Below are 26,578 nucleotides of genomic sequence, written 5' to 3' on the forward strand. Positions count from 1 at the left end.
GCAATTTAGGATAAATGTAAATGAGTAATAAGAGAAAAATATATACCGTTGAATTTAAGACTAAAGTTGTCTTGGAAGTATTGGGGAAAGATCAAACAATCACACAGTTATCAGTAAAATATAATATTACGCCCAAAAACATAAATAATTGGAAAACAGCCTTTTTAGAAAATGCTGAGTTGGTAATGGATCCATCCAAATCAGTATCACAATATAAAAAAGACAATGCAAAGCTTCAAACCAAGATAGATCAGTATTCTAAGAAGGTTGGACAACTAACAATTGAGAAGGAATTTCTTGAGGGAAAGCTCGTAAGCTTGGGATTATCTGATAGAAAAGCGATGATTGATCCTAAGCATAAATTATCTGTTGTAAAACAAAGTTGCTTATTAGAAGTTTCTAGAGCTGGTTTATATTACAAGCCTGTGGTTAACGAACATAAAGAAGAAGTAAAAGCAAAGCTTATACAGATACATGAGGAGATTCCCTGCTACGGCTATATAAAAGCTCATAAGCAATTAATAGAAGATGGGTTTAGCATCTGTGAGAACACAGTACAAAAGTATCGTAAAGAGTTAGGCATCAAAGCTATATTGGCGGTGAAAAAACCAAACTTAAACTTATCTGAACCTAACAAAGAGCATGCTATTTATAGTTACAAACTAAAAGGTTTAAGCATATTGAGACCTAATCAAGTTTGGTCTACAGATATTACATATATTAAGACTGATGCTGGCACAGTTTATATGGCAGCTATTATTGATTGGTACTCTAAGGCTGTACTAAGTTGGGAGATATCCAACACTATGGATAGTAGTTTAGTTATGAAAGTTTTAAATGAAGCTCTGTATAAATATGGAGTACCAGAAATATTTAACACTGATCAAGGTAGCCAGTACACATCTAACATTCATATCCAAACATTATTAGATAAAAAAATTACTATATCTATGGATGGTAAAGGTAGAGCAACTGATAACATTTGCATCGAAAGATTTTGGAGAAGTGCTAAATGTGAGAGATTTTATTTAAATCAATATCCTGGCATTGTTGAACTAAGAAACGATGTGGATGATTATATAGATTTTTATAATAATAGAAGATTTCATGAGTCTATCAATTATAAAAAACCTATGGAATTTTATTACGATAACTTATTGGAAAAACGGGCGGCTTAGATGGGAACTAAATAATTGAAAATATTGTTTAATTTATTGGGGTAGTATAATGAAAGTTTAATATCTTCAACAGAAAGCTTTTAGAACTATGCGTATAATGGTGCAAATAACTCTAGATTAAGAACCAATTATTAATATTATAAAGTGGACTTAGCTTGTTTTACCTTCTAAAGAATAAAGGCAAAATCGCTGTTATGTTAACAGGTGTGAATAAGATATTTTAGATATAAATTTTATAAAAGGAAAAAGAGAAATATCTTGAGGGAAGCTTATTATAATCATAAGTATGATTATAATGATTTTTAAACTTACTTATTCGCAGTATTAGCTGGTTTTTTAGTAAGGTTATGGGGATAAATCATATTTAGCACTATTTTTAATGTTGATCCTTGGGCTAATATTGAAAGTATAACAACAGTATATGTCATACTTACTATAACATGACCTTCATCTGGTAAAGATAATGCTAATGCAAGAGAAATTCCTCCTCTTACACCTGACCATGCAACTAAAAGATTGTCTTTTGCTGAACTTTTAGTTAGTTTTTTATCAATGGCTGTAATTGGTATAGATATGCTAATCAATCTAGCAAAAGTTACTATAAATATTCCAGCAACACCAACCCAAAAGGCACCTATATTAAATGGTATACTGGTTAGTTCTAAACCGATAAGTATAAATAAAAATGAGTTAAGCATATTATCAATAACCATCCAAAAATTATCAACTTTATCAACTTGTTCAGGATAGTTCTTTTTACAGTCAGATAAATTATTACCAATAAATAAACCTGCAACAACCATCGCAATAGGTCCTGAGACATTTAGGCTATGTGCAATTACATATCCCATACTAGCTACAGCAAGTGTAACAAAGATGGATGTTTCAGAGTCTCGATTGGTTTTCAGGAAAATAAGGGCAATCTGTGCAAAGATATAACCCAAAATAATACCACCACCTGCTTCAGTTGCAATCTGTTTAGTAATTAACCAAATATAAGTGTTAATACTGCTATGACTACTTAATGCATGGCCAAACTCTCCACCGCTGCCAAAGAAGAAAATATTTGAAAGTACGACAAAAAGAACAATTCCTGTAGCATCATTAAATAAAGATTCTCCAACTACACGAGTTTTTATATGTTTTGGTATTGATTTATTACCAGCTAATGTACTAATTACTGCTATTGGATCAGTTGGCGATATTAAAGCGCCAAAAACTAAACAGTATCCAAAACTAATGTCAAAGTTAACTAGTAAGCAAAATCCGTATATTAAAACAGCAGTTGTGATAGCTGATAAGAGTAGCCCTATACTAGCTAAGCCAAAGACTGCTTTAAGTTCTTTTTTAAGATCAATCATGTTAAAGTGTAGCGCATTAGCAAATAATAAAAACGATAACATTCCATCTAAAACAGTTGTTTTAAAATCAAAACTTGATAATGCAACTATAAGAAAGTTTGTGTCACTCAAAAATGATGCGCATAGTGCTGAGAAGGTTATAGAAAGAATTGTTAAGCCAATGGCTTTAGGTAATTTTAAAAACTTAGTATTGATGTAGCTCATTAAAGCTGCGACAACTGTCAATAAACTAAATAAAAAATATTCATTCATAATAATGTCCTCTATAGACCGCAGCTATATTCCCAGCTACATGCTTTTGATAGCTCTTCTAAAATATTATTTTTTATAAAAAAATCATCTTTCAAATTATTGAAACAATGATTGTTAAACATAAAACTATTTGTCTTATTTTCTAATTCAGTTACTTTTTTAATATCTTGTTGAGATATTGTTTTAAATTCATTTTGTGTTGTATGAATACACGGCTGACACTCTAAACTATGACTAGCAGGTTTAAATGGTAAGTCCTGCGTTAGTTTTAATATATCGTCATACTGTTTATTTAATAATGGATATGCTAAAGCTCTATAATCATATTTTTCCTCTTCATCAAGGTTTTTTAAAAGTTGTGATACTTTTGATAGATCTCTACGATGGCTTAGGAGAATATTTGTCTCACCATCAGGATCAAGTTCATCGATCTTATTTAGTAATGTTATGCCTTTTAAGAAACCTGCACACCAGCTAAACTGTTGTGATGGGAATTGTTTACGTGCTAAGACTAGTTCTTGAAAAGTATTTTCTGATTTTAAGTGAAAATATTTCAGATCTTCTTGATCAAACCAATTAAAAACGTTTTTTAAATAGTCATTCCAATCATTCGAAGCAAAACCAGTATCAACAGATAGTATACAAAAGTTATTTCTTAAGTTTTGTTTTGCCCAGCATATAAGTCCTAGGGAGTGTATGCTATAGTTAGCAATAATTATATTATCTAACTTTTGCATTGTGACTATATCCCTATAATATCTTTGATTTCTTTAAGCTTATTAATTGCATAAGGACGAATTCTTTCTGCTCCTTGAGAGAGTATATCATCAACAATTTTAGGGTTATTTATATAGTATTCATATCTTTCGCGAGCATCAGCTAAATATTCATTTACCTTTTCAAATAAGATTTGTTTTGCATCACCCCAGCCAAGGCCCCCAGCTATGTATTTATCTCTTAAAAATGCTGTTTCTGATTCTGTAGCTATACTTTTATATATTGAAAAAACTGTACAATCGTCTGGGTCTTTTTTTTCTTCCGGTAACTGAGAGTTTGTGATAATTTTCATTATTTGTTTTCTCAGTTTTTTTTCAGTTGAGAAAATAGGTATAGTATTATCATAGCTTTTTGACATCTTACGACCATCCAAGCCTAATATTGTTTGGCTATCTTCACTTGTAAGAGCTTGAGGCGTTTTAAGAACAGTTTTTTTGTAAATATGATTAAAACGATTTGCTATATCTCTAGCGATCTCGATATGTTGTATTTGATCTTTACCGACAGGAACTAAGTCAGCATCAAACATAAGGATATCTGCAGCCATAAGAACAGGGTAGTTAAATAATCCCATAGTTATACCTTTATCAGGATCAACATTCTCTTCTTGAATATTTTGATCAACGACGGCTTTATATGCATGAGCACGGTTGAGTAAACCTTTAGCAGCTGTTGTGCTAATTATCCATGTAAGCTCCATAATCTCAGGGATAGCTGATTGACGGTAAAAGTGGGCTTTATTATAATTAAGCCCAAGAGCAAGCCAAGAAGATGCTATTTCATATATATATTGTTGACGTAATTTTTTATCCCATAACTTGATTAAAGAATGTTGATCAGCAATAAAGTATAGACACTTAAAATCTGCATTTTGAACCATTTCTATAGCTGGTTTAATTGCACCGACATAATTGCCTAAGTGAGGAGTTCCTGAAGGAGTAACTCCTGTTAAAATAATTTTTTGTGACATGTTAGATTCCGTATTATAAAAAAGAAAATATTAATAAGCTTTTACCAAAAGAAATTTTAGCATATTCATAAGCTTTTAATAAGAGATTTTATTAAAAAAAGTGGGGTGGGAAACAAGGCTCGAGCTCGTGACCCCAACCTTGGCAAGGTTGTGCTCTACCATTGAGCTATTTCCGCATGAAATTAAATTCTAAAAATTATTGTTTAAATTTTATGGGGTATTAGACATCGTGATATTTTCCCACGTCCCAGCACTATTAAAAATAGCACATATTGATATAAATAAGTATTTTATTAGTGAATAATTTATCTTTCCCTGTTGCCTTGGGTCTTCAATTGCTTTTAGCGCTTCTATAATTGTCAATTTAAATAATATTTAGATAAATAGAGTAAATTGTAGTATAGCTGTTTTAAAATTTTTAATTTTGTACAATTACCCAGGATCTGTTACCATATTTTGCATAGTGGTATGCGTATATAAGTTGCTACTAATATTAGACCCTCTAAAAGTAAGTTTTGCAACATCACCAACTTTAATATTAGGATCTAATTTCCAATTATAGAGAAAACTTAATCCAGTTTTGCGATAGGAAACTTGATCATCTATAATGTCCCCAGAAAAAGCTACTGATTTTAGAAAGATTTTTATTCCTAGATGTTAAACTTAACTAGATAAATTAGGAAATAGATAAATGAGTAAAAAAAGAGTAACGTATACAGCTGATTTTAAAGCTAAAGTAATTATAGAATTGCTAGAAGGCGATATGACAGTTAATGAGATAGCAAGTAAGTATGATTTACTTCCTAAAAACGTGCATAATTGGAAGCAGCAATTTTTATCTAATGCTTGCTTAGCATTTGATAAAAGCTCTGTTGTTAAGGAGTATAAGCAGGAAATAGATGAGCTTAGAAAAGATAAAGATGCAACAAGTAAAGAACTAGTCGAGGTAATAGTAGAGAGGGATTTTTTAATGGGAAAGCTAAAAAGCTTGGTATCATCAAATGATAGAGTAAACTCTGTAGATACTAAGCTAGAATTATCTTTAAATAATCAGCTTAAACTATTATCTGTATCTAAGAGTGTGTACTATTATACACCAATATCAAAATTTAGTAGTAATGATGATTATATAACTATGAAAGAGGCTAAAGTAGGTATCAAAGAATATATTGATATTTACAACAATGAAAGACTACATTCTAGTATTGGATATATGACTCCTGATGAAGTATATTCTGGTATTTTAGATGCTGCATAAAAGCAAGGAATAAAAATATTTTATAAAGTGGTATTGAATAACAGGGACAGTTTATCTTCTATCAGGAAAACTATAAAATTCTTCAGGTGGCAGTAAAGTAAGCTTTCGGAGAAGTAACCTACGGATTTAATAGAACATTTCTAATAAATCTAACAATATTTTCAATTAGCTCAGATTATTCATAAAAATTGATTTTTATCAAATAAATTTGATATAGCTGCCATATCTATTCAAAACTAGATACTTAATAGCCTATTGAAAAAGCCTTTTTAACCTACCATTTTAGCTGTGAAACAAGTTTGATTTGTAGCACTTCCACAAGACCTCATGAAGTAGATAATCTTGTATCTTTTTAAGATACCATTTCATTTAAGGGCTTAGATGAGATCTGTATTATTTAACTATGGCACACCCAAAGGGATTCGAACCCCTAACCGCTCGGTTCGTAGCCGAGTACTCTATCCAGTTGAGCTATGGGTGCAAAAGTGAAAAGTATTATAGATGCTTATTTTTAATTAGTCAAGTTAGTTATGTTATTAATTATTTCAATTAGCTTGTTGTCTAACTCATTATCATTTAAATCCGTATTATCAATTATAAAATCAGCAATTTTTTCTCTTTCAGAATCAGATATTTGAAGATTTATAAATGCAACAGCTTGTTGTCTATCTTTGCCGTCACGTTCCATAAGTCTCCTAATTCTAGTTTCAAAATCTGCTTTGATAACTATTACTTTTTTTAGGTAATCATAATGACGAATGTTATATGGGCCAAGAAGAGGGATATCTACAATAGTCATAACTGTTTCAGATTCTCGAACTTGCTTTTTTATCTCTCTATTGATAACTGGGTGTAGATAATCTTCCAACCATTTTTTAGCATCCCTAGATTCAGTGATAATAGCTCGAAGCATCGCTCTATTTATCTGTTTGTTCATTACTATATCACTACCGAATTTTTCAGACACATTTTTTATGACAGATGCTTTCTTAGTGATCTCTCTACTTATGGTATCTGCACAAACTACATTCAAATCCATTTTTTCTTTTAAGATTTTTGTAGCTGTTGATTTACCGCTAGCTATACCGCCTGTTATACCTATAGGGAAGGTTTTTATTACACTCATTGATTAATAACTTAAGTAAACAAATTATTTGAGGAGAAATTTTAATGTTTTTTTTAGAAAAAGTCACATTTTTTTGATTAAAAAATATTTTAACTTTAAAATACAGCTAATTTTTTAGTTAATTAATAAGAATATTTTGACATTAAAAAAAAATATTTCAGATAAAATTAGGATGGTTGATCAAATTTCGTTTAGAGAGTATATGCAGTTAGCTCTTTATTATCCAGAGCTAGGATATTACTCAGGATCAAAAGATAAAATTTCATCTCAAGGCGATTTTATCACAGCAACAACTCAAAGTTCACTATTTGCAAGAACATTTGCAAGACAGTTTGCTTTAGTATTATCAGAACTTGGTGATGATACTAGTATTATAGAGTTTGGTGCTGGAAATGGTAAGTTTGCTACTGACTGTATGGATGAATTAGAGAAGTTGGAGTTGTTGCCAAATAAATACATAATAATTGAATTAAGTAATGATTTAAAATCAAGACAGCGAAACCATGTTAAAAAAAATATACCTAAATTATATGATAAATTTATTTGGTTAAATGAATTACCTAAGCAAAAAATGAAGGCAGTAGTTTTTGCTAACGAAGTTTTAGATGCTATGCCAGTGGATATTTTTAAATCAAATGAAGGTCAACTTTTTCAGCAAGGAGTTGTAATGGGTAACAATTATGAATTTGAACTTGAGAATATGCCAGAGAATGAAAATCGATTTTCACTAGAGGTTAGTCGAGTTTTAGACGATGGTGTTATCTTTGAAACTGGCTATACTAGTGAGATTAATACATGGATACGTCCATGGATTAAGGCATTGAAAGATAGTTTATCTCAGGGCATGGTTTTTTTATGTGATTATGGATATCACCGAGCAGAGTATTACTCTAAAGAAAGGAGTATGGGTACACTAGCTTGCTATTATCAACATAAAGTTAATTTTGATCCTTTTATTAATATTGGCAACCAAGATATCACCGCACATGTTGATTTTACAACTGTTGCTGAAGCTGCAACTGAAGAAGGATTTCAATTTGATGGTTATATGACTCAAGCGAATTTCTTGAAAAGATCTGGAATATCAGAGGTTTTCTCAGATTTTTCAAAAAGTTTATCTTTAAAGCAGCGTTTAAAATATAACAATGATATAAAAGATCTTTTATTAAACGATAAGCTTGCAGAAGTGTTTAAAGTTATAGGATTCTCCTTAGGCTTTGATTTTGTTATGGATGTTTTTGATAATGATGATAATGTTGATTATTTGCTATAAATAGATTTTTGATATTAAAGGATGTTGAGTTATGTTAACTTTTTCTCACTATTTTTTTGGCAGAAAGTCTAAGTTATTGCCACATCATGTAATCATGAAATGATCTAAATGTATATATTATCTATTGCCAAGAATGTATCAAATAAAAACTTCTTTTTGAAAAGTGTGATAAGGTCTTATTTGAGATAAAATAGTTTATAATAAAAAATGAATTGTATTCGAGGTGCTTTTATTATAGTTGATGTTGCTTATCTATTGACTTATAATCAAACAAATAAGTTTTTAATTTCGTTAATATTCGATTAATTCGGAGGATAGAGGATGTCGAATTTCACTAAAGATATTGATACTTTGGAAACTCAAGAGTGGCTTGAGGCTTTTGAAGATGTCGTTAAAAGAGAAGGTGTTGATAGAGCTAAGTTTTTATTTGAACAGCTTCTAAATAAAGGTTCTGAATTGGGTGTTCAAAATGCCTATTCATCAGCTAAGGTTAAAAAGTATATTAACTCTATTGATGTTAGTGACCAGCCTAGTTATCCGGGAGATATGGAGCTAGAAGATAAAATCGAAGCTGTAAATAGATGGAACTCTGCAGTTATGGTTGCAGCAGCTAATAAAAAAGATGGTTCAATAGGCGGCCATATTGGTACTGGTGCTGGAGCTATGACTCTTTATGAGGTTGGTTTTAACCACTTTTGGAAGGCTCCAAATGATAACCATGCTGGTGATCTTATATTTTACCAAGGGCATCTTTCACCAATTGTTTACGCACGTTCTTTCTTAGAAGGTAGAATGACAGAGAAGCAGTTAGAAAACTTTAGAAGACAGGCTTTTGATGGTGAAAATGCAGTATCTTCTTATCCTCACCCACACTTACAGCCTACATATTGGCAGTTTCCAACAGTTTCTATGGGATTAGGACCTCTTCAAGCTATTTATCAAGCTAGATTTATGAAGTATTTAGAAGCTAGAAGTTTAGCAGAGACTGTAGATCGTAAAGTTTGGGCATTTTGTGGTGATGGTGAGATGGATGAGCCAGAATCAATGGGTGCTATCACTAGAGCTGGTAGAGAAGGTCTGGATAACCTTATTTTTGTTATTAACTGTAATTTACAAAGATTAGATGGTCTTGTGAATGGTAATGGTAATATTGTCGAAGAGCTTGCAAATTCATTTATGGGTGCTGGCTGGGATGTTATCAAAGTCCTCTGGAGTAGTGACTGGGATAAGCTATTGCAAGATCCAAAAGGTGGTAAAAAATTAGCACAAAGATTAAGTGAGCTTAATGATGGTCAATTTCATACAATTAAGGCTCATGGTGGTGCAGAATGTCGTAATGTTGTATTTAGTGGTGATGAAGACTTAGAGGCTTTAGCTAAAGATATGTCTGATGCTGATATCGCTTCTCTTCGTCGTGGTGGCCATGACCCATTGAAGATCTATGCTGCTTATAAAAAAGCGACAGAGACTAAAAATGGCCGCCCAATACTTATATTGCCGATGACTGTTAAAGGTTATGGTTTAGGTGAGTGGGGTGAATCAAAAAATATTGCCCATAATGTTAAAAAGCTTGATACAGATGCACTTGAGCATATTAAAAATAGATTTAATGTTCCAGCAACAAAAGATGATATTGAGAACTATAAGCTTATTAAGTTAGATGAGAACTCTCCAGAGATGAAGTATCTTCACTCTAAGAGAAAAGATCTAGGTGGTTATATCCCTAAGAGATTAGAAAATAATCAAGCTCTAGAGGTTCCTACTTACAAAGAATTCGCTAAAAACTTATTGGATGATAGTGGAGATAGAGAGTTCTCTACAACAACTGCTTTTGTTAGAATATTGTCGCATCTTGCAAAAGATAAGAAAATTGGTAAACACGTAGTACCAATTACAGTTGATGAATCACGCACATTTGGTATGGAAGGCTTATTTAGACAATTAGGTATATATAACCCTAAAGGTCAACAATATGTACCAGAAGATAAACAGCAAGTGATGTTTTACAAAGAGGCAAAAGATGGACAGATTCTTCAAGAAGGTATTAATGAACAAGGTGGTCTAAGTTCATGGTTAGCTGCTGCTACTTCTTATAGTGTGCATAAAGTACCTATGATTCCATTTATGATTTACTATTCAATGTTTGGTTTTCAAAGATTCGGTGACCTTGCTTGGGCTGCTGCTGACTCTATGGCAAAGGGATTCTTACTTGGTGGTACATCTGGACGTACTACCCTAAATGGTGAAGGTCTACAACATGAAGATGGACATAGTCATATACAAGCAGGGCTTATTCCTGGTTGTATATCGTATGATCCAACATATGCTTATGAATTAGCTGTGATTATGGAAGATGGTTTGAAGAGGATGTATGTTAATGGAGAACATATTTTCTACTATATTACTGTAATGAATGAAAACTATTCTCATAGAGCAATGCCTGAAGGTTCTGAAAAAGGTATTCTTAAAGGCTTATATAAGTTAGAAGATAATAAGCCAGTAGAGAAGCATGTTCAATTAATGGGTTCAGGTACTATCTTAAGAGAAGTTGAAGAAGCTTCTAAAATGTTAAAAGAAGAGTACGGCATAACTTCTAATGTTTGGAGTATGACTTCTGCAAATGAGCTTTATAGAGAAGCTAAAGATGTGGTTAGAACAAATATGCTTCAGCCAGCTGAGCAAAGAAAAAAAAGCTATATTGAAAAATGTTTCAAGAATGAGCAGGGACCAGTTGTTGCATCTACAGATTATATTAAGCTATATACGGATCAACTTAGAGAATTTATACCGCAAACATTTGTAAATTTAGGTACAGATGGTTTTGGTAGATCTGATACTCGTGAAGCTTTAAGAAGTTTCTTTGAAGTAGATAGATATCATGTGGTTGTGGCTTCATTATATGCTTTATATTTGGATGGTAAAGTTACAGCTAATGAAGTTGAAAAAGCGGTTAAAAAGTATAATATAGACCCAGAGCGTGTGGCTCCATTATATAGCTAATCGGTAAGGAGATATAAATGTCTATAGAGATAGTTAAGGTTCCTGATATTGGGAACTATGATAGTGTAGATGTAATTGAATTGAATGTTGCTGAGGGCGATATTGTTGCTGAGGAAGATTCTTTAATTACACTAGAAACTGATAAAGCCAGTATGGAGGTTCCATCTCCAGTAGCTGGTAAAATTGTTAAGCTAACTGTAAAAGTTGGTGATAAAGTTTCAGAAGGTTCTGTAATTATGGAAGTTGAACTTGAAGGTTCGGCTAATACAGCAGCACAAGAAAAGCCTGCACAACAAGTAGAAGCTGCACAAACTCCGTCTAGTGCAACTGAGATTGTTGATGTGAAGGTTCCAGATATTGGTGACTACGATGCAGCTGAAATTATTGAAGTATCTGTAAATGTAGGTGATGAAATAGCTGAAGAAGATTCTTTAATCACGTTAGAGACTGATAAAGCGAGTATGGAAGTCCCATCATCTGCAAGTGGTAAAGTTGTTGAGATAGCTGTGAAGGTTGGTGAAAAGGTTGATGAAGGTGACTTGATACTTAAGGTTGAAAGTGGTGCAAGCCAGTCAGCTCCAGTGCAACAGCAAACTCAACAATCAGTTCCAGCCCAAATTTCTGAAGAAATTGTAGAGGTGCAAGTTCCAGATATTGGTGATTATGACAGTGTTGATGTTATTGAAGTCTCTGTGGCAGTTGGCGATAAAGTTGAAGAAGAAGATTCTTTAATAACTCTTGAGACTGATAAGGCTAGTATGGATGTTCCATCCCCAGTAGTAGGTGAAGTTACAGAGATTATTACAAAAGTTGGAGATAAAGTTTCACAAGGTAGCTTAATCCTTAAAGTTAAAACTCAAGGATCTGCTCCAGCAACAGCGTCTAGTCAGCCAGCTAAGCAAGAAACTCCTAAGCAAGCTTCTCAAGCAGCACCAGCTCAAAACAGCGTTAATGAATATGAAGTAGATAATTCAAATGCACATGCTTCTCCAGCTGTTAGAAAATTAGCTAGAATTTTAAATGTTGATCTAAGTAAGGTGAAAGCTACAGGTCGTAAAGGTCGCGTAACAAAAGAAGATTGCTATAACTACATCAAGCATGCTGTGACACAAGTTCAGACCGGTAAAGTTGCCGCAAGTGGTAGTGGTTTAGATCTTTTAGATGATCCTGTTATTGATTTCTCTAAATTTGGTGAGATTGAAACTCAACCTTTAACTCGTATTAATAAAATTAGTGCGAAAAATCTACATAGAAACTGGGTGAAAATTCCTCATGTAACTTTCTATGATGATGCAGATGTTTCTGATCTTGAAGAGTTTAGAAAATCTAAGAAAGCAGTTGCTGAGAAAATAGGTGTGAAAATTACGCCACTTTCATTCTTAGTAAAAGCTGCGGCAGTAGCTTTACAAGAATTTCCGAAAATGAATAGTTCTCTTTCAAATGACGGTGAGAACTTGATTCTTAAAAAGTATTATAATATTGGTTTTGCTGCAGATACCCCTGCAGGATTAATGGTTCCAGTTATCAAAGATGCTGATAAAAAGGGTATTATTGAAATATCAAAAGATATTATGGCATTAGCTGGCAAGGCTCGTGATGGTAAATTAGGCTCTAAAGATATGTCCGGAGCAACATTTACTATCTCAAGTATCGGTGTGCTTGGGACTACAGCATTTACGCCGATTATTAATATGCCAGAAGTAGCTATCATGGGTGTATCTAAAACAGCAGTTAAGCCAATTTGGAATGGTAAAGAGTTTGAACCTAGAACTATGTTGCCTTTATCTATGTCAGCAGATCATAGAGTTATTGATGGTGCATTAGCTGCTAAGTTCTTAACAAGATATAGTCAGATTCTTTCTGATTTACGTGAAATCATAATGTAAGCGGAGTTTTAAAATGAGTGATATTAAAACACAAGTTGTAGTTTTAGGTAGTGGTCCTGGTGGATATAGTGCAGCATTTAGAGCAGCTGACTTAGGACTAGAAGTTGTTTTAGTAGAAAAATATGAGAGTATTGGTGGTGTATGTTTAAATGTGGGTTGTATTCCATCAAAAGCACTTCTTCATATTGCTAAAGTTATTAATGAGGCTAGACATTTAGCTGCTGATGGTATCATCGAAATGGGTGATCTGAAAATCAATAAAGACAAAGTTCTTAAGTATAAGAATGATGTTGTTAGTAAGCTAACAGGCGGTTTAAAAGGCATGGCTCAGATGAGAAAAGTAAAAATCGTACAAGGTTACGGTAAATTTACATCTGATAAAGAGCTTGCAGTAGAGGCTGCTGATGGAAAAGTTACAAAAATCACTTTTGATAATTGTATTATTGCAGCTGGTTCTAGTGTTATTAATCTGCCATTTGTTCCAGAAGATGAAAGAATTATCGATTCTACAGGTGCTCTTGAAATGAAAGAGATTCCAGAGACTATGCTTGTAGTTGGTGGTGGTATCATTGGTCTTGAAATGGCCCAAGTTTATTCTGAGCTTGGTACTAAGATCACAGTTGTCGAGTTCGCAGATCAGCTTATGAGTGGTGTTGATAAAGACATAGTTAAAGCTTATGAAAAAATGAACAAAAAATACGAAATTCGCCTAAAAACTGGTGTTACAGCTATGGAAGCTAAGAAAGATGGTATCTATGTAACTATGGAAGGTGAGTGCTCAGCTAAAGAAGAACGCTATGATAGAGTTCTTATGGCAATTGGTCGTAAACCAAACGGTAAGTTAATTGATGCAGAAAAAGCTGGCGTTAAAGTTGATGAAAGAGGCTTTATCGCTGTAGATAAGCAACTTCGTACAAATATTTCACATATTTTTGCAATTGGTGATGTTGTTGGTCAGCCTATGCTTGCTCACAAAGCTGTACCAGAAGGTAGAACTGCTGCTGAAGTTATCTCTGGCTTGAATCATAGTTTTAATCCCTTAGTAATTCCTTCTGTTGCTTATACTGATCCAGAAGTTTCATGGGTAGGTGAAACTGAAACCTCGGCAAAAGCTAAAGGTATAAAATATGAAAAGGGTGTATTTCCATGGGCTGCTAGTGGTAGATCCTTAAGTATCGGTAGATCAGAAGGTATGACTAAAATTTTGTTTGATGAAAAGCATAGAGTTATCGGTACTTCTATTGTTGGTACTAATGCTGGTGAACTTATCTCTGAGGCAGCGCTTGCTATTGAGATGGGTTGTGATGCTGAAGATATCGCTCTTACAGTTCACCCACACCCAACACTTTCTGAGAGTTTAATGATGGCTACAGAAGTATTTGAAGGTACTGCAACAGATCTTCCACCTCAAAAAAAGAAAAAATAAATTTAATCATGTCTACAAGTAGTTGGAAAAAAGCTTTAAAAGAGTCGTTTTATTCTCCTTTAGAGCTGTTGGAGTTCTTACAGATAAACAATAATAAGTTTAGAGTTTCGTTAAAAGCAACAAGTAAGTTTAAAATGGTCGTTACTAGATCATTTGTTAATAGAATGGAAAAAAGAAATATTAATGATCCATTATTAAAGCAAGTGTTACCAATCATAGATGAAGAGGTTATAGATAGCAATTATTGTAGCGACCCATTGCAAGAGAGAAAGTACAATAAGATTCCAGGATTATTGCATAAGTATCATGGTAGAGCTTTATTAATTGCTCAGACAAGTTGTGCTATTCACTGTAGGTATTGTTTTCGTAAGGAATTCGACTATAAAGATAATATTCCGGGGAAAAAAGATTGGTTTAGAGCTTTTGATTACATAAAAAATGATACAAGTATTGAAGAAATTATCTTAAGTGGTGGAGATCCTTTATTAAATAATGATAAAGTTTTAGATTTTTTTTTGAAAAATCTTAAGGATATATCTCATATTAAGAGAGTTAGAATCCATTCAAGAATTCCAATAGTGTTACCAGAAAGAATAACCATAGATCTGTTGAATGTTTTTTCAAAATATAAATTTAATGTAATACTAGTTATACATGCAAATCATCCAAATGAAATAGACAATAATATTATTGAGGTTTTAAGAAAGATACATAAATCTGGTATTGTTATTCTTAATCAGAGTACAATGCTTAAAAATATAAATGATGACGCTAATACACTATATGTATTAAGTACAAAGCTAGTGGAAGCTAGGGTAATACCATATTATATACATTTGTTAGATCCTGTTTCTGGAACTAGGCACTATAGTGTTAATAATGCTAGAAGTATAATGAAAAAACTTTCAGAAATTTCATCAGGTTATATGGTGCCAATGTTAACTAAGGAAATCCCAGGATATCCATCTAAAAAATGGATATCCTTCCATGAGTAATTCATTTCACATGTAATTTTTGGTATTTTTTTATTATGTTAGAACCACTTTAAATTTTCAGTTTCAAATGAGTCATAAAAAACTTCGATTTTTTTGCAGAAAGCGCTTGCGTTTTGGATGGATGATGCGTATTATATGTCTTCACCGGCTGACGAGTGATGTTGCTGGTAAGAGGCTAAGGTCTTTTAAGATATTTAATAGATATATTATATACAAACACTTTGTTAAAGAATTTGAGTAATCAGTAGTTAGAGTCAGAATTTGAGAATTAAACTGAAGAGTTTGATCCTGGCTCAGATTGAACGCTGGTGGCATGCTTAACACATGCAAGTCGAACGGTAACAGGAGAAGCTTGCTTCTTGCTGACGAGTGGCGGACGGGTGAGTAACGCGTAGGAATCTGCCCATTTGTGGGGGATACCAGTTGGAAACGACTGTTAATACCGCATACTATCTGAGGATTAAAGGTGGCCTTTGTGCTGCCGCAGATGGATGAGCCTGCGTTAGATTAGCTTGTTGGTGGGGTAAAGGCCTACCAAGGCTACGATCTATAGCTGATTTGAGAGGATGATCAGCCACATTGGGACTGAGACACGGCCCAAACTCCTACGGGAGGCAGCAGTGGGGAATATTGGACAATGGAGGAAACTCTGATCCAGCAATGCCATGTGTGTGAAGAAGGCTCTAGGGTTGTAAAGCACTTTAGTTGGGGAGGAAAGCTTATGAGTTAATAGCTCATGAGAAGGACGTTACCCAAAGAATAAGGACCGGCTAACTCCGTGCCAGCAGCCGCGGTAATACGGGGGGTCCGAGCGTTAATCGGAATTACTGGGCGTAAAGGGTCTGTAGGTGGTTTGTTAAGTCAGATGTGAAAGCCCAGGGCTCAACCTTGGAACTGCATTTGATACTGGCAAACTAGAGTATGGTAGAGGAATGGGGAATTTCTGGTGTAGCGGTGAAATGCGTAGAGATCAGAAGGAACACCAATGGCGAAGGCAACATTCTGGACCAATACTGACACTGAGGGACGAAAGCGTGGGGATCAAACAGGATTAGATACCCTGGTAGTCCACGCTGTAAACGATGAGTACTAGCTGTTGGATTCGGTGTAAAGGATCTAGTGGCGTAGCTAACGCGTTAAGTACTCCGCCTGGGGACTACGGCCGCAAGGCTAAAACTCAAAGGAATTGACGGGGACCCGCACAAGCGGTGGAGCATGTGGTTTAATTCGATGCAACGCGAAGAACCTTACCTGGTCTTGACATCCTGCGAACTTTCTAGAGATAGATTGGTGCCTTCGGGAACGCAGTGACAGGTGCTGCACGGCTGTCGTCAGCTCGTGTTGTGAAATGTTGGGTTAAGTCCCGCAACGAGCGCAACCCCTATTGATAGTTACCATCATTAAGTTGGGTACTCTATTGAGACTGCCGCTGACAAGGCGGAGGAAGGTGGGGACGACGTCAAGTCATCATGGCCCTTACGACCAGGGCTACACACGTGCTACAATGGGTATTACAGAGGGCAGCGAAGTAGCGATATGGAGCGAAACTCAGAAAGGTACTCTTAGTCCGGATTGCAGTCTGCAACTCGACTGCATGAAGTCGGAATCGCTAGTAATCGCAGGTCAGAATACTGCGGTGAATACGTTCCCGGGTCTTGTACACACCGCCCGTCACACCATGGGAGTGGGTTGCTCCAGAAGTAGATAGCTTAACGAATGGGCGTTTACCACGGAGTGATTCATGACTGGGGTGAAGTCGTAACAAGGTAGCCGTAGGGGAACCTGCGGCTGGATCACCTCCTTAACGGAAATACGAAAAAAATAATAAGCTTTGACTATTGGTTTTCAGATAATTTAGCTTAGTGTTTGTAGATAATATATTTTAGTGTAAATAAAATACGGGTCTGTAGCTCAGTTGGTTAGAGCGCACCCCTGATAAGGGTGAGGTCGGTAGTTCGAGTCTACTCAGACCCACCAGTTTTTGGGGCCATAGCTCAGCTGGGAGAGCACCTGCTTTGCACGCAGGGGGTCAGCGGTTCGATCCCGCTTGGCTCCACCATTGTTTTATTTGCATGATATAGAGATATTTAACAATTTAGTATAGAAATAGACTTAAGAGAATAAGTGCAAGCGGTGGATGCCTTGGCATTCAGAGGCGATGAAGGACGTGTTAATCTGCGATAAGCTTCGGTTAGTTGGTAAATAAACTATGATCCGGAGATTTCCGAATGGGGGAACCCACCTAACATCAGTTAGGTACTCACTCGATATGGAGTGTAGAGCGAACGAGGGGAACTGAAACATCTAAGTACCCTTAGGAAGAGAAATCAATTGAGATTCCCATAGTAGCGGCGAGCGAAGTGGGAAGAGCCTGGTATGATTTAGCTATAATTATAGTAGAACAAGTTGGGAAGCTTGACGATAGAGGGTGATAGTCCCGTATACGAAATAATCATAGTGGAACTAAGCATACGAACAAGTAGGACGGGGCACGAGAAACCTTGTTTGAACATGGGGGGACCATCCTCCAAGGCTAAATACTCCTGAATGACCGATAGTGAACTAGTACCGTGAGGGAAAGGTGAAAAGAACCCTTATAAAGGGAGTGAAATAGAATCTGAAACCGCTTGCATACAAGCAGTAGGAGCACGATTTAGTTGTGTGACTGCGTACCTTTTGTATAATGGGTCAGCGAGTTACTTTTAGTGGCAAGGATAACTGAATAAGGGATCCGTAGCGAAAGCGAGTCTTAATAGGGCGACTAGTCGCTAGGAGTAGACCCGAAACCGGCGCGATCTATCCATGGCCAGGTTGAAGGTTAGGTAATACTAACTGGAGGACCGAACCCAATAATGTTGCAAAATTATGGGATGAGCTGTGGATCGGAGTGAAAGGCTAATCAAGCACGGAGATAGCTGGTTCTCCCCGAAAACTATTTAGGTAGTGCCTCGTGTATAACTGATTGGGGTAAAGCACTGTTTCGACGATGGGGGTTTTACGACCTTACTGACTCGATGCAAACTCAGAATACGATCAAGTTCAATCACGGGAGACACACTGCGGGTGCTAAGGTCCGTAGTGGAGAGGGAAACAGCCCAGACCGCCAACTAAGGTCCCCAAGTCATAGCTAAGTGGGAAACGAAGTGGGAAGGCCCAGACAGCCAGGAGGTTGGCTTAGAAGCAGCCATCCTTTAAAGAAAGCGTAATAGCTCACTGGTCGAGTCGGCCTGCACGTAAGATTTAACGGGGCTAAGCTATGCACCGAAGTTGCGGAATATATAGTATATATTGGTAGGGGAGCGTTCTGTAAGCCGATGAAGGTGAATTGAGAAGTTTGCTGGAGGTATCAGAAGTGCGAATGCTGACATGAGTAACGTAAAATAAGTGAGATTCTTATTGGCCGAAAACCCAAGGATTCCTACGCAATGTTAATCAACGTAGGGTAAGCCGGCCCCTAAGGCGTAGCTGAAGAGTGAAGTCGATGGGAAACAGGTTAATATTCCTGTGCCGCTTATATGAACGAAGGAGGGACGGAGAAGGTTAGGTAGGCCTGGCGAATGGTTGTCCAGGTAAAAGTATGTAGGTAGAGATGCTAGGCAAATCCGGCATTTTGTTGATCTGAGATACGAGACGAAGTCAAACTTGTTTGACGAAGCTATTGATACCAAGCTTCCAGGAAAAGCTTCTAAGTATATTGTATAAGTGACCGTACTGTAAACCGACACTGGTGGGTAGGTAGAGAATACTAAGGCTATGAGATAACTCTGGTGAAGGAACTAGGCAAAATGACACCGTAACTTTGGAAGAAGGTGTGCCCTTGATGGTGATAAGACTTGCTCTTTGAGCTGTTGGGGGTTGCAGATACCAGGTGGCTGCGACTGTTTATCAAAAACACAGCACTCTGCTAAATCGTAAGATGAAGTATAGGGTGTGACGCCTGCCCGGTGCTGGAAGGTTAATTGAAGGGGTTAGCGCAAGCGAAGCTCTGGATCGAAGCCCCAGTAAACGGCGGCCGTAACTATAACGGTCCTAAGGTAGCGAAATTCCTTGTCGGGTAAGTTCCGACCTGCACGAATGGCGTAACGACGGCCACACTGTCTCCACCAGAGACTCAGTGAAATTGAAATCGCTGTGAAGATGCAGTGTACCCGCGGTTAGACGGAAAGACCCCGTGAACCTTTACTACAGCTTTGCACTGGACTTTGAATATTTATGTGTAGGATAGGTGGGAGACTATGAAGCATGATCGCTAGATTGTGTGGAGTCGACCTTGAAATACCACCCTTGAATATTTAGAGTTCTAACTCAGGAGAAATTCGAGGACAGTGTATGGTGGGTAGTTTGACTGGGGCGGTCTCCTCCTAAAGAGTAACGGAGGAGTACGAAGGTGCACTCGGTATGGTCGGAAATCATACCTAGAGTATAAAGGCAAAAGTGCGCTTGACTGCGAGAGTGACGGCTCGAGCAGGTACGAAAGTAGGTCTTAGTGATCCGGTGGTTCTGTATGGAAAGGCCATCGCTCAACGGATAAAAGGTACTCCGGGGATAACAGGCTGATTCCTCCCAAGAGTTCATATCGACGGAGGAGTTTGGCACCTCGATGTCGGCTCATCACATCCTGGGGCTGAAGCAGGTCCCAAGGGTATGGCTGTTCGCCATTTAAAGTGGTACGCGAGCTGGGTTCAGAACGTCGTGAGACAGTTCGGTCCCTATCTGCCGTGGGCGTTAGAGATTTGAGAAGAGTTGCTCCTAGTACGAGAGGACCGGAGTGAACGAACCACTGGTGTTCCGGTTGTTTCGCCAGAAGCATTGCCGGGTAGCTACGTTCGGAAGGGATAACCGCTGAAAGCATCTAAGCGGGAAGCCTCCTTCAAGATTAGATCTCTCTAGCTATAAGCTAGTAAGGAACGTTGGAGACTACGACGTTGATAGGCTGGATGTGGAAGTACAGTAATGTATGAAGCTTACCAGTACTAATGATCCGAGAGACTTAAGTCTATTTCTATGCTGAATTGTTAAATATTTTTAATCCAAAACATAAAGTTTTGGCGATGATAGCTTGTAGGAACCACCTGATCCCATTCCGAACTCAGAAGTGAAACTATAACACGCCGATGATAGTCTGGCATTTGCTCAGGTGAAAGTAGGTAGTCGCCATCTTTTTCGAATATCAAAGTCTCAACAACAAGAGCACAATATGAAAGCCTTGCCTAATCAGCAGGGCTTTTTTTGTTTCTGACGATTAATAATTTTACATACAAGAAGTTTAACTATAGTCATATTTTCCGTAGTTTAATATGTTTAAATTATGATCTACCCCGTCAATTTGGGACAGTTTACTACTTCATTTTCCATTATATATTCAAATTGATATGGAGTCATATAATTTATTGTAGAATGTCTCCTTTTTGTATTATAGTAAGCTTCAATATATTCAAATATTGATAGTTTAGCTTCTTCTCTAGTTTTATAGCTTTCATCATGTACTAACTCTACTTTTAAAGTTCCAAAGAAACTTTCACAAGGTAACCAACTGCGTTGGTAACTTAAATCTTAACCAAACTAGGGTTTTTTGATACAATATAAATCAACTTCGTTTGATTTATATTTGACCAATTAGAACACCAACTAAAATCCAAGAGCTACTGCAGTATAAAAATGCTTGGTGGGATTATTATCAAACATATAAAGATATCATCAGAACTGAGGTAGTTGAGACAATAGTTAAGATGCTTAGCTGTGGCATCCGTGCCAGAGGTTTTCATCACTACAGCTGCTCTAACCCCAAATGCTTACACTCCAAGAATGTCACTCATAGTTGCTCATGTAGATATTGTCAAACATGTGGAGTTAAACCAACCAACGATTGGATTAATGAGCAATTAGAAACTTTGCCTAATTGTGACTGGCAACATATAACTCTAACAATGCCTGATACTTTATGGCCATTATTCAAAGATTGGAAACTTCTTAACAAACTTCCAAAGATAGCTGGCGATATTTTCAATGAAATTGCCAAGAAACAAAAAGGTATTCGTATTGGGATGTTTATGGCTATCCATACTTTTGGTAGAGCTCTTAATTGGAATACTCATCTACACATGTCAGTAACTATGGGCGGTATTAATGATAAAAATGTTTGGAAGAAAATTAGGTTTGTAAAAAAGGTGATTATGCCTATGTGGCGATATAGAGTTTTAAACTTACTCAGAGAGCATCTTACACAAACTGAAATTGACGAACAGTTTAATAAACAGTGGGTTATACATTTTGCAGAGCCTACAAATAATCCAAAAAACACAATAGCATATCTTGGTAGATATATCCGAAGACCACCTATATCAATGTCTCGCTTAAAGCATTATGATGGTAAAGAAGTTACATTTAGATATTTAGATCACAAAATATCTAAATTCAAAAATGAAACTCTAGATATGAATGATTTCTTAGATAGATTTACTCAGCATATACCTCCCAAAGGATTTAGACTCATCAGATACTTCGGCTTTCTCGCAAACTGTGTTAGAGGTAAATTGTTGCCGAAGATATATCAGATATTTAAGCAAGATCCTAAAGCTACCACTAAAACCAAATGGGCTGAGCTGTACAAAAAATCTTTTACTGTTGATCCTTTAGAATGCATATTGTGTGGTTCGCAACTACTACTCACAGGTACTGTAATTGGATTGAGCTCAAAAGATTTTATGAATCACCATGAACATCTGGCAAAAAGAAAACGAATTATTTAGCACTACAGGGATTAATTCGTCTGGAATATGGAATTGGTTAAGAATAACTTTATTTTAGTATCAAATAACTATGATAAGTGTATTTTTGTGAGCATATGAGTTTTGTCATTTTTTGATTATCTGAAATTTGGATTTTTCAGCATTTTTTACGCAATATCGAAATCGCTATTCATCAATATCGAAATCGCTATTCATCAAGCAGCATTATCGTAACAGCATCCTTTAGAGCTCATACTTGATAGTAGCCAGTGTTCTTTAATAATGTCTTGATATTGTTTGCTACAGTACTGTGACCCTTTATCAGAGTGTATAATCACACCACTAGGAAAATTTCTTCTAAATAATGCCATATTTAAAGCATTACAAACTAAATCCGCTTTCATCCTAGAATCCATTGCCCAACCAATAACTGATCTTGAGAATAAATCTATAATCACACAAAGATACAGCCACCCCTCTTGTGTAGGTACATAAGTTATATCTGTAACCCACCTATGATTTACAGATAAAGCAGTGAAGTTTTGTTCTAATAAATTATCATAAACATGTTTGTTGTGGTTAGAATCTGTAGTTTTCTTATGCTTACGAGCCGCTTTAGCATGTAAACCAAGTAATTTCATACGTTTAGATACTCTAGGTTGAGTAACTTTCCAACCCATATCTTTAAGCTCTTTGTATATCCTAACACTTCCATATCTAGATTTATGTTCATTAAAATAGCATCATTATATTGCCTTTTACCTATAGGTTTATGAATCCATCTGTAATATGAAGATGTGCTCACATTCAAAGATTTACATAGTGTTGTTACTGGCATAACTTTATAATGCTCCTTAATAAAGGCGTACCTTACAGATTTTGCTTTGCAAAGTACGCTGCTGACTTTTTTGGTATTTCACGCTCTGTTTCTGCCTGTTTGAGTTTTTTCTTCAAATCAGTATTTTCAAAAGATAGTTACTGGTACTGCGTTTTATAATCTATCTTTATTTCTTTCTGAGGGTTTGACATGGCTTTGGATATCCAACTGCAAATGGTTTTATATTTAACCCCTAAATTATCTGCTATTTCTCGTCTATTTGCATCTGGTTGTAAACATAATTTAACAGCTTCATCTTTAAACTCTTTTGTATATCTCATCTTGTCTCCTTTTCTTAATACCTAAGTGTCCCAAATAGGAGGGTATGATCACTCATTTATAGTTTAGCTACTTTAGGAACTAAATTCTCAAAATTGTTGTTAAAATTTCATGGGGTATTATAGTGTTAGCTGCACTAGCTAACCCTACTATAGTTCCAGTACTATCAAAAATGTTTATAAATAAGAAAGAAAAGATTGCAGGAATAGTTGCTATTTTTTTACTCATTTATCTATTTCCTAATTTATCTAGTTAAGTTTAACATCTAGGAATAAAAATCTTTCTAAAATCAGTAGCTTTTTCTGGGGACATTATAAAAGAACCTGGCACCCCAATTAGCGGTATGCCAGTATTAGAAGTATGGAATGCAAAGCGTGTAATAGTATTTAAACGAGGGATGTCATCTGGATACGCAGGAGTAGAGAACCCTTTATTTTATAAAGAAAATACAAGCATGCTTTTTGGTGATGCAAAACAAGGTAACCAACTGCGTTGGTAACTTAAATCTTAACCAAACTAGGGTTTTTTGATACAATATAAATCAACTTCGTTTGATTTATATTTGACCAATTAGAACACCAACTAAAATCCAAGAGCTACTGCAGTATAAAAATGCTTGGTGGGATTATTATCAAACATATAAAGATATCATCAGAACTGAGGTAGTTGAGACAATAGTTAAGATGCTTAGCTGTGGCATCCGTGCCAGAGGTTTTCATCACTACAGCTGCTCTAACCCCAAATGCTTACACTCCAAGAATGTCACTCATAGTTGCTCATGTAGATATTGTCAAACATGTGGAGTTAAACCAACCAACGATTGGATTAATGAGCAATTAGAAACTTTGCCTAATTGTGACTGGCAACATATAACTCTAACAATGCCTGATACTTTATGGCCATTATTCAAAGATTGGAAACTTCTTAACAAACTTCCAAAGATAGCTGGCGATATTTTCAATGAAATTGCCAAGAAACAAAAAGGTATTCGTATTGGGATGTTTATGGCTATCCATACTTTTGGTAGAGCTCTTAATTGGAATACTCATCTACACATGTCAGTAACTATGGGCGGTATTAATGATAAAAATGTTTGGAAGAAAATTAGGTTTGTAAAAAAGGTGATTATGCCTATGTGGCGATATAGAGTTTTAAACTTACTCAGAGAGCATCTTACACAAACTGAAATTGACGAACAGTTTAATAAACAGTGGGTTATACATTTTGCAGAGCCTACAAATAATCCAAAAAACACAATAGCATATCTTGGTAGATATATCCGAAGACCACCTATATCAATGTCTCGCTTAAAGCATTATGATGGTAAAGAAGTTACATTTAGATATTTAGATCACAAAATATCTAAATTCAAAAATGAAACTCTAGATATGAATGATTTCTTAGATAGATTTACTCAGCATATACCTCCCAAAGGATTTAGACTCATCAGATACTTCGGCTTTCTCGCAAACTGTGTTAGAGGTAAATTGTTGCCGAAGATATATCAGATATTTAAGCAAGATCCTAAAGCTACCACTAAAACCAAATGGGCTGAGCTGTACAAAAAATCTTTTACTGTTGATCCTTTAGAATGCATATTGTGTGGTTCGCAACTACTACTCACAGGTACTGTAATTGGATTGAGCTCAAAAGATTTTATGAATCACCATGAACATCTGGCAAAAAGAAAACGAATTATTTAGCACTACAGGGATTAATTCGTCTGGAATATGGAATTGGTTAAGAATAACTTTATTTTAGTATCAAATAACTATGATAAGTGTATTTTTGTGAGCATATGAGTTTTGTCATTTTTTGATTATCTGAAATTTGGATTTTTCAGCATTTTTTACGCAATATCGAAATCGCTATTCATCAATATCGAAATCGCTATTCATCAATATCGAAATCGCTATTCATCAAGTATAGAAGCAATTTTTAAAGCATTATAATTAGTAAGTAGATTTTCTAAAGAAAAAATATAGAAACTCAATAAATATTGTAATCTAAATTAGCTAGGTATAATTCTTTCTACGGGGTAGTTTATTTTTGTATCTTAAATAATTTATTTAGAATTTTCCTAGATACTTAATAATAGTTATAAGAAAGCATTATATCTAGCTAATTTAGGTAACGATATTTTTGGGCTTATCATCTAGAAAAAAATTGATGTTACTTTCCGTCACTTCTAATACTTTATTCATAGCTTCTACGCTACTCCAGGCGATATGAGAAGTTATAAAGCAATTTTCTAAAGTATTAAGCTTATTTTTAATACGAGGAGGTTCTTGAGCTAATACATCAAGACCTGCAGCCTTAATTTTATTGGCATTTAATTTTTTGAACAGAGCTTCTTCATCTATTAGATTTCCTCTACTAACATTTATTAAAATAGAGTCTTTCTTCATTAAGGATAGCTCTTTATATCCTATAATATTTTTTGTATCTGAAGTTAATGGGCAGTGTAAGCTTATAATGTCACTTTTTTTAAGTAATTCAGTTAAAGTTACAAAGTCTGTTAATTGATCATTACACTTAGATCTAGTATATATGATTACTTTCATTCCAAATCCTTTTGCAATAGATGAAACTTTTTCTCCAATACTACCAAACCCTATTATTCCAATTGTCATATTGGATAATTGATTCCAATTATTATTGATTAGGCACCATTTATTATTAATTGCCCAAGAATCAGCTTTAACAAAGTTAATATTTAAAGAAATATTATTTATAATATGTAATATTAGTGCGAATGTATGTTGAGCAACGGCATCTGAACTATATGCAGGTATATTAGTTACAGTTATATTGTATTTTTTTGCAGCATTAATATCAATGACATTAAATCCTGTCGCCAGCACACCTATATATTTTAATTTTGAAGCAGATTTGAAATGTTCTTCTGATAGAGATGTCTTATTTGTTAATACAATATTAGCATCAGCTATTCGTGTTGATATTTCATCTTTAGAGGTATTTTCATATAATTTGATATTGCCAAATTTTTTTAAAAAATTAAAATCTTCTTTTTTATAAGGAAAGATATCTAAATTTACAATTGTTAACATAATTAAACCTTTTTATATTTTTGAAAATTATTAAAATAATAATAATCTTAGTTATATATTCCTGAATTTACTCAGACGCCATCAATATTATCTTTTAATCTTAATTATAAAATTCCATTCT

The 26,578-nt window shown here is 35.2% G+C and carries 19 protein-coding genes, 4 tRNA genes, 3 rRNA genes and 2 pseudogenes; 15 read left to right on the forward strand and 13 right to left on the reverse strand.

Features of this window, described 5'->3' with window-relative positions; all coding sequences use genetic code 11:
• Positions 1–20: 20 nt before the first annotated feature.
• Positions 21–1,178: an IS3 family transposase gene (locus CDV26_RS02910; protein ID WP_088771596.1), complete on the forward strand. Its 1,158-nt coding sequence runs from the start codon at positions 21–23 to the stop codon at positions 1,176–1,178.
• Positions 1,179–1,486: 308 nt separating this feature from the next.
• Here the strand turns inward: CDV26_RS02910 and CDV26_RS02915 are convergent, their stop codons facing one another.
• The 5 genes from CDV26_RS02915 to CDV26_RS13920 all read right to left on the reverse strand — a co-directional run bounded on the left by CDV26_RS02915 (position 1,487) and on the right by CDV26_RS13920 (position 4,901).
• The gene (locus CDV26_RS02915) at positions 1,487–2,791 is read right to left on the reverse strand and encodes a cation:proton antiporter (RefSeq protein WP_088772024.1); all 1,305 of its coding nucleotides are present in this window, start codon (positions 2,789–2,791) and stop codon (positions 1,487–1,489) included.
• Positions 2,792–2,802: 11 nt separating this feature from the next.
• A complete protein-coding gene (locus CDV26_RS02920; RefSeq protein ID WP_088772025.1) occupies positions 2,803–3,528 on the reverse strand; it encodes a hypothetical protein in 726 nt (241 codons plus the stop codon).
• A gap of 5 nt (positions 3,529–3,533) precedes the next feature.
• On the reverse strand, positions 3,534–4,538 hold the full coding sequence (trpS, locus tag CDV26_RS02925) for a tryptophan--tRNA ligase (RefSeq protein WP_088772026.1): 1,005 nt from the start codon (positions 4,536–4,538) through the stop codon (positions 3,534–3,536).
• A 101-nt stretch (positions 4,539–4,639) separates the two neighbouring features.
• Positions 4,640–4,714: transfer RNA gene (locus tag CDV26_RS02930), tRNA-Gly, on the reverse strand.
• Positions 4,715–4,748: 34 nt separating this feature from the next.
• Complete coding sequence (locus tag CDV26_RS13920; protein ID WP_157671405.1) at positions 4,749–4,901, reverse strand: transposase family protein; 153 nt, start codon at positions 4,899–4,901, stop codon at positions 4,749–4,751.
• 328 nt (positions 4,902–5,229) lie between these two features.
• On the opposite strand from CDV26_RS13920, the gene CDV26_RS02940 reads away from it, so the two are divergent.
• Positions 5,230–5,796, forward strand: coding sequence for a transposase (locus tag CDV26_RS02940; protein WP_088772028.1), 567 nt, complete (start codon positions 5,230–5,232; stop codon positions 5,794–5,796).
• Between the two features lie 404 nt (positions 5,797–6,200).
• On the opposite strand, the gene CDV26_RS02945 is transcribed toward CDV26_RS02940, so the two are convergent.
• Together CDV26_RS02945 and coaE are read right to left on the reverse strand one after the other, a co-directional pair.
• Positions 6,201–6,277 (reverse strand) — tRNA-Arg (locus CDV26_RS02945).
• 30 nt (positions 6,278–6,307) lie between these two features.
• Positions 6,308–6,922 carry a dephospho-CoA kinase gene (gene coaE, locus CDV26_RS02950; RefSeq protein WP_088772029.1) on the reverse strand — a complete coding sequence of 205 codons (615 nt, stop codon included), beginning with the start codon at positions 6,920–6,922 and terminating at the stop codon, positions 6,308–6,310.
• A 136-nt stretch (positions 6,923–7,058) separates the two neighbouring features.
• Here coaE and CDV26_RS02955 point away from each other — a divergent pair, with 136 nt between their 5' ends.
• The 10 genes from CDV26_RS02955 (at position 7,059) to rrf (ending at position 20,662) form a co-directional block, all read left to right on the forward strand.
• Positions 7,059–8,195, forward strand: coding sequence for a class I SAM-dependent methyltransferase (locus tag CDV26_RS02955; protein ID WP_169709704.1), 1,137 nt, complete (start codon positions 7,059–7,061; stop codon positions 8,193–8,195).
• 321 nt (positions 8,196–8,516) lie between these two features.
• Positions 8,517–11,195 (forward strand): pyruvate dehydrogenase (acetyl-transferring), homodimeric type, encoded by a 2,679-nt coding sequence (gene aceE / locus CDV26_RS02960; protein WP_088772030.1) that lies wholly within the window; start codon positions 8,517–8,519, stop codon positions 11,193–11,195.
• Positions 11,196–11,212: 17 nt separating this feature from the next.
• On the forward strand, positions 11,213–13,081 hold the full coding sequence (aceF, locus tag CDV26_RS02965; protein ID WP_088772031.1) for a pyruvate dehydrogenase complex dihydrolipoyllysine-residue acetyltransferase: 1,869 nt from the start codon (positions 11,213–11,215) through the stop codon (positions 13,079–13,081).
• A 13-nt stretch (positions 13,082–13,094) separates the two neighbouring features.
• Positions 13,095–14,507, forward strand: a complete 1,413-nt coding sequence (lpdA, locus tag CDV26_RS02970) for a dihydrolipoyl dehydrogenase (RefSeq protein ID WP_088772032.1) — start codon at positions 13,095–13,097, stop codon at positions 14,505–14,507.
• 8 nt (positions 14,508–14,515) lie between these two features.
• Positions 14,516–15,502 (forward strand): EF-P beta-lysylation protein EpmB, encoded by a 987-nt coding sequence (gene epmB / locus CDV26_RS02975; RefSeq protein ID WP_088772033.1) that lies wholly within the window; start codon positions 14,516–14,518, stop codon positions 15,500–15,502.
• A gap of 270 nt (positions 15,503–15,772) precedes the next feature.
• A 16S ribosomal RNA gene (locus tag CDV26_RS02980) occupies positions 15,773–17,306 on the forward strand.
• A gap of 96 nt (positions 17,307–17,402) precedes the next feature.
• A tRNA-Ile gene (locus CDV26_RS02985) sits at positions 17,403–17,479 on the forward strand.
• A gap of 6 nt (positions 17,480–17,485) precedes the next feature.
• Positions 17,486–17,561 (forward strand) — tRNA-Ala (locus tag CDV26_RS02990).
• 51 nt (positions 17,562–17,612) lie between these two features.
• Positions 17,613–20,500 (forward strand): 23S ribosomal RNA (locus CDV26_RS02995).
• Between the two features lie 46 nt (positions 20,501–20,546).
• Positions 20,547–20,662, forward strand: a 5S ribosomal RNA gene (gene rrf / locus CDV26_RS03000).
• Together the 16S, 23S and 5S rRNA genes with 2 tRNA genes alongside form the textbook arrangement of a ribosomal RNA operon.
• A 153-nt stretch (positions 20,663–20,815) precedes the next feature.
• On the opposite strand, the pseudogene CDV26_RS03005 reads toward rrf, so the two are convergent.
• Positions 20,816–21,028 (reverse strand): annotated as a pseudogene (locus tag CDV26_RS03005) (IS3 family transposase); the annotation flags it as partial.
• Positions 21,029–21,117: 89 nt separating this feature from the next.
• Here CDV26_RS03005 and CDV26_RS03010 point away from each other — a divergent pair.
• Positions 21,118–22,251, forward strand: coding sequence for an IS91 family transposase (locus tag CDV26_RS03010; protein ID WP_157671630.1), 1,134 nt, complete (start codon positions 21,118–21,120; stop codon positions 22,249–22,251).
• Positions 22,252–22,451: 200 nt separating this feature from the next.
• Here CDV26_RS03010 and CDV26_RS03015 read toward each other — a convergent pair.
• From CDV26_RS03015 to CDV26_RS11920, 4 genes and pseudogenes are all read right to left on the reverse strand, one after another.
• Positions 22,452–22,949, reverse strand: a pseudogene (locus CDV26_RS03015) (IS3 family transposase); the annotation flags it as partial.
• Positions 22,868–23,068, reverse strand: a complete 201-nt coding sequence (locus CDV26_RS11915) for a hypothetical protein (RefSeq protein WP_157671407.1) — start codon at positions 23,066–23,068, stop codon at positions 22,868–22,870. The gene CDV26_RS11915 and the pseudogene CDV26_RS03015, both read right to left, overlap by 82 nt.
• 137 nt (positions 23,069–23,205) lie before the next feature.
• Positions 23,206–23,388, reverse strand: coding sequence for a transposase (locus tag CDV26_RS03020; protein WP_088772035.1), 183 nt, complete (start codon positions 23,386–23,388; stop codon positions 23,206–23,208).
• A gap of 79 nt (positions 23,389–23,467) precedes the next feature.
• Complete coding sequence (locus CDV26_RS11920; protein ID WP_157671408.1) at positions 23,468–23,614, reverse strand: hypothetical protein; 147 nt, start codon at positions 23,612–23,614, stop codon at positions 23,468–23,470.
• Positions 23,615–23,729: 115 nt separating this feature from the next.
• Between CDV26_RS11920 and CDV26_RS03025 the strand changes: the two genes are divergently transcribed.
• Entirely contained in the window at positions 23,730–23,885 is a 156-nt protein-coding gene (locus CDV26_RS03025; RefSeq protein ID WP_211276381.1) for an NAD(P)(+) transhydrogenase (Re/Si-specific) subunit beta, read from the forward strand.
• A 70-nt stretch (positions 23,886–23,955) separates the two neighbouring features.
• A complete protein-coding gene (locus CDV26_RS03030; protein WP_157671630.1) occupies positions 23,956–25,089 on the forward strand; it encodes an IS91 family transposase in 1,134 nt (377 codons plus the stop codon).
• Positions 25,090–25,512: 423 nt separating this feature from the next.
• Here the strand turns inward: CDV26_RS03030 and CDV26_RS03035 are convergent, their stop codons facing one another.
• Complete coding sequence (locus CDV26_RS03035) at positions 25,513–26,457, reverse strand: NAD(P)-dependent oxidoreductase (RefSeq protein WP_088772036.1); 945 nt, start codon at positions 26,455–26,457, stop codon at positions 25,513–25,515.
• Between the last annotated feature and the right edge of the window lie 121 nt (positions 26,458–26,578).

Source organism: Francisella halioticida (assembly GCF_002211785.1).
In the GTDB taxonomy this organism is placed as follows: domain Bacteria; phylum Pseudomonadota; class Gammaproteobacteria; order Francisellales; family Francisellaceae; genus Francisella; species Francisella halioticida.

Coding starts and splice junctions, on each gene's coding strand:
- coaE (WP_088772029.1), bottom strand. CDS start 6,922: ATGAGTGTAATAAAAACCTTCCCTATAGGTATAACAGGCGGTATAGCT.
- lpdA (WP_088772032.1), top strand. CDS start 13,095: ATGAGTGATATTAAAACACAAGTTGTAGTTTTAGGTAGTGGTCCTGGT.
- CDV26_RS03035 (WP_088772036.1), bottom strand. CDS start 26,457: ATGTTAACAATTGTAAATTTAGATATCTTTCCTTATAAAAAAGAAGAT.
- CDV26_RS03025 (WP_211276381.1), top strand. CDS start 23,730: ATGCCAGTATTAGAAGTATGGAATGCAAAGCGTGTAATAGTATTTAAA.
- CDV26_RS03020 (WP_088772035.1), bottom strand. CDS start 23,388: ATGAGATATACAAAAGAGTTTAAAGATGAAGCTGTTAAATTATGTTTA.
- CDV26_RS02915 (WP_088772024.1), bottom strand. CDS start 2,791: ATGAATGAATATTTTTTATTTAGTTTATTGACAGTTGTCGCAGCTTTA.
- trpS (WP_088772026.1), bottom strand. CDS start 4,538: ATGTCACAAAAAATTATTTTAACAGGAGTTACTCCTTCAGGAACTCCT.
- CDV26_RS02920 (WP_088772025.1), bottom strand. CDS start 3,528: ATGCAAAAGTTAGATAATATAATTATTGCTAACTATAGCATACACTCC.
- aceF (WP_088772031.1), top strand. CDS start 11,213: ATGTCTATAGAGATAGTTAAGGTTCCTGATATTGGGAACTATGATAGT.
- CDV26_RS11920 (WP_157671408.1), bottom strand. CDS start 23,614: ATGAGTAAAAAAATAGCAACTATTCCTGCAATCTTTTCTTTCTTATTT.
- epmB (WP_088772033.1), top strand. CDS start 14,516: ATGTCTACAAGTAGTTGGAAAAAAGCTTTAAAAGAGTCGTTTTATTCT.
- aceE (WP_088772030.1), top strand. CDS start 8,517: ATGTCGAATTTCACTAAAGATATTGATACTTTGGAAACTCAAGAGTGG.
- CDV26_RS11915 (WP_157671407.1), bottom strand. CDS start 23,068: ATGCCAGTAACAACACTATGTAAATCTTTGAATGTGAGCACATCTTCA.
- CDV26_RS02910 (WP_088771596.1), top strand. CDS start 21: ATGAGTAATAAGAGAAAAATATATACCGTTGAATTTAAGACTAAAGTT.
- CDV26_RS02940 (WP_088772028.1), top strand. CDS start 5,230: ATGAGTAAAAAAAGAGTAACGTATACAGCTGATTTTAAAGCTAAAGTA.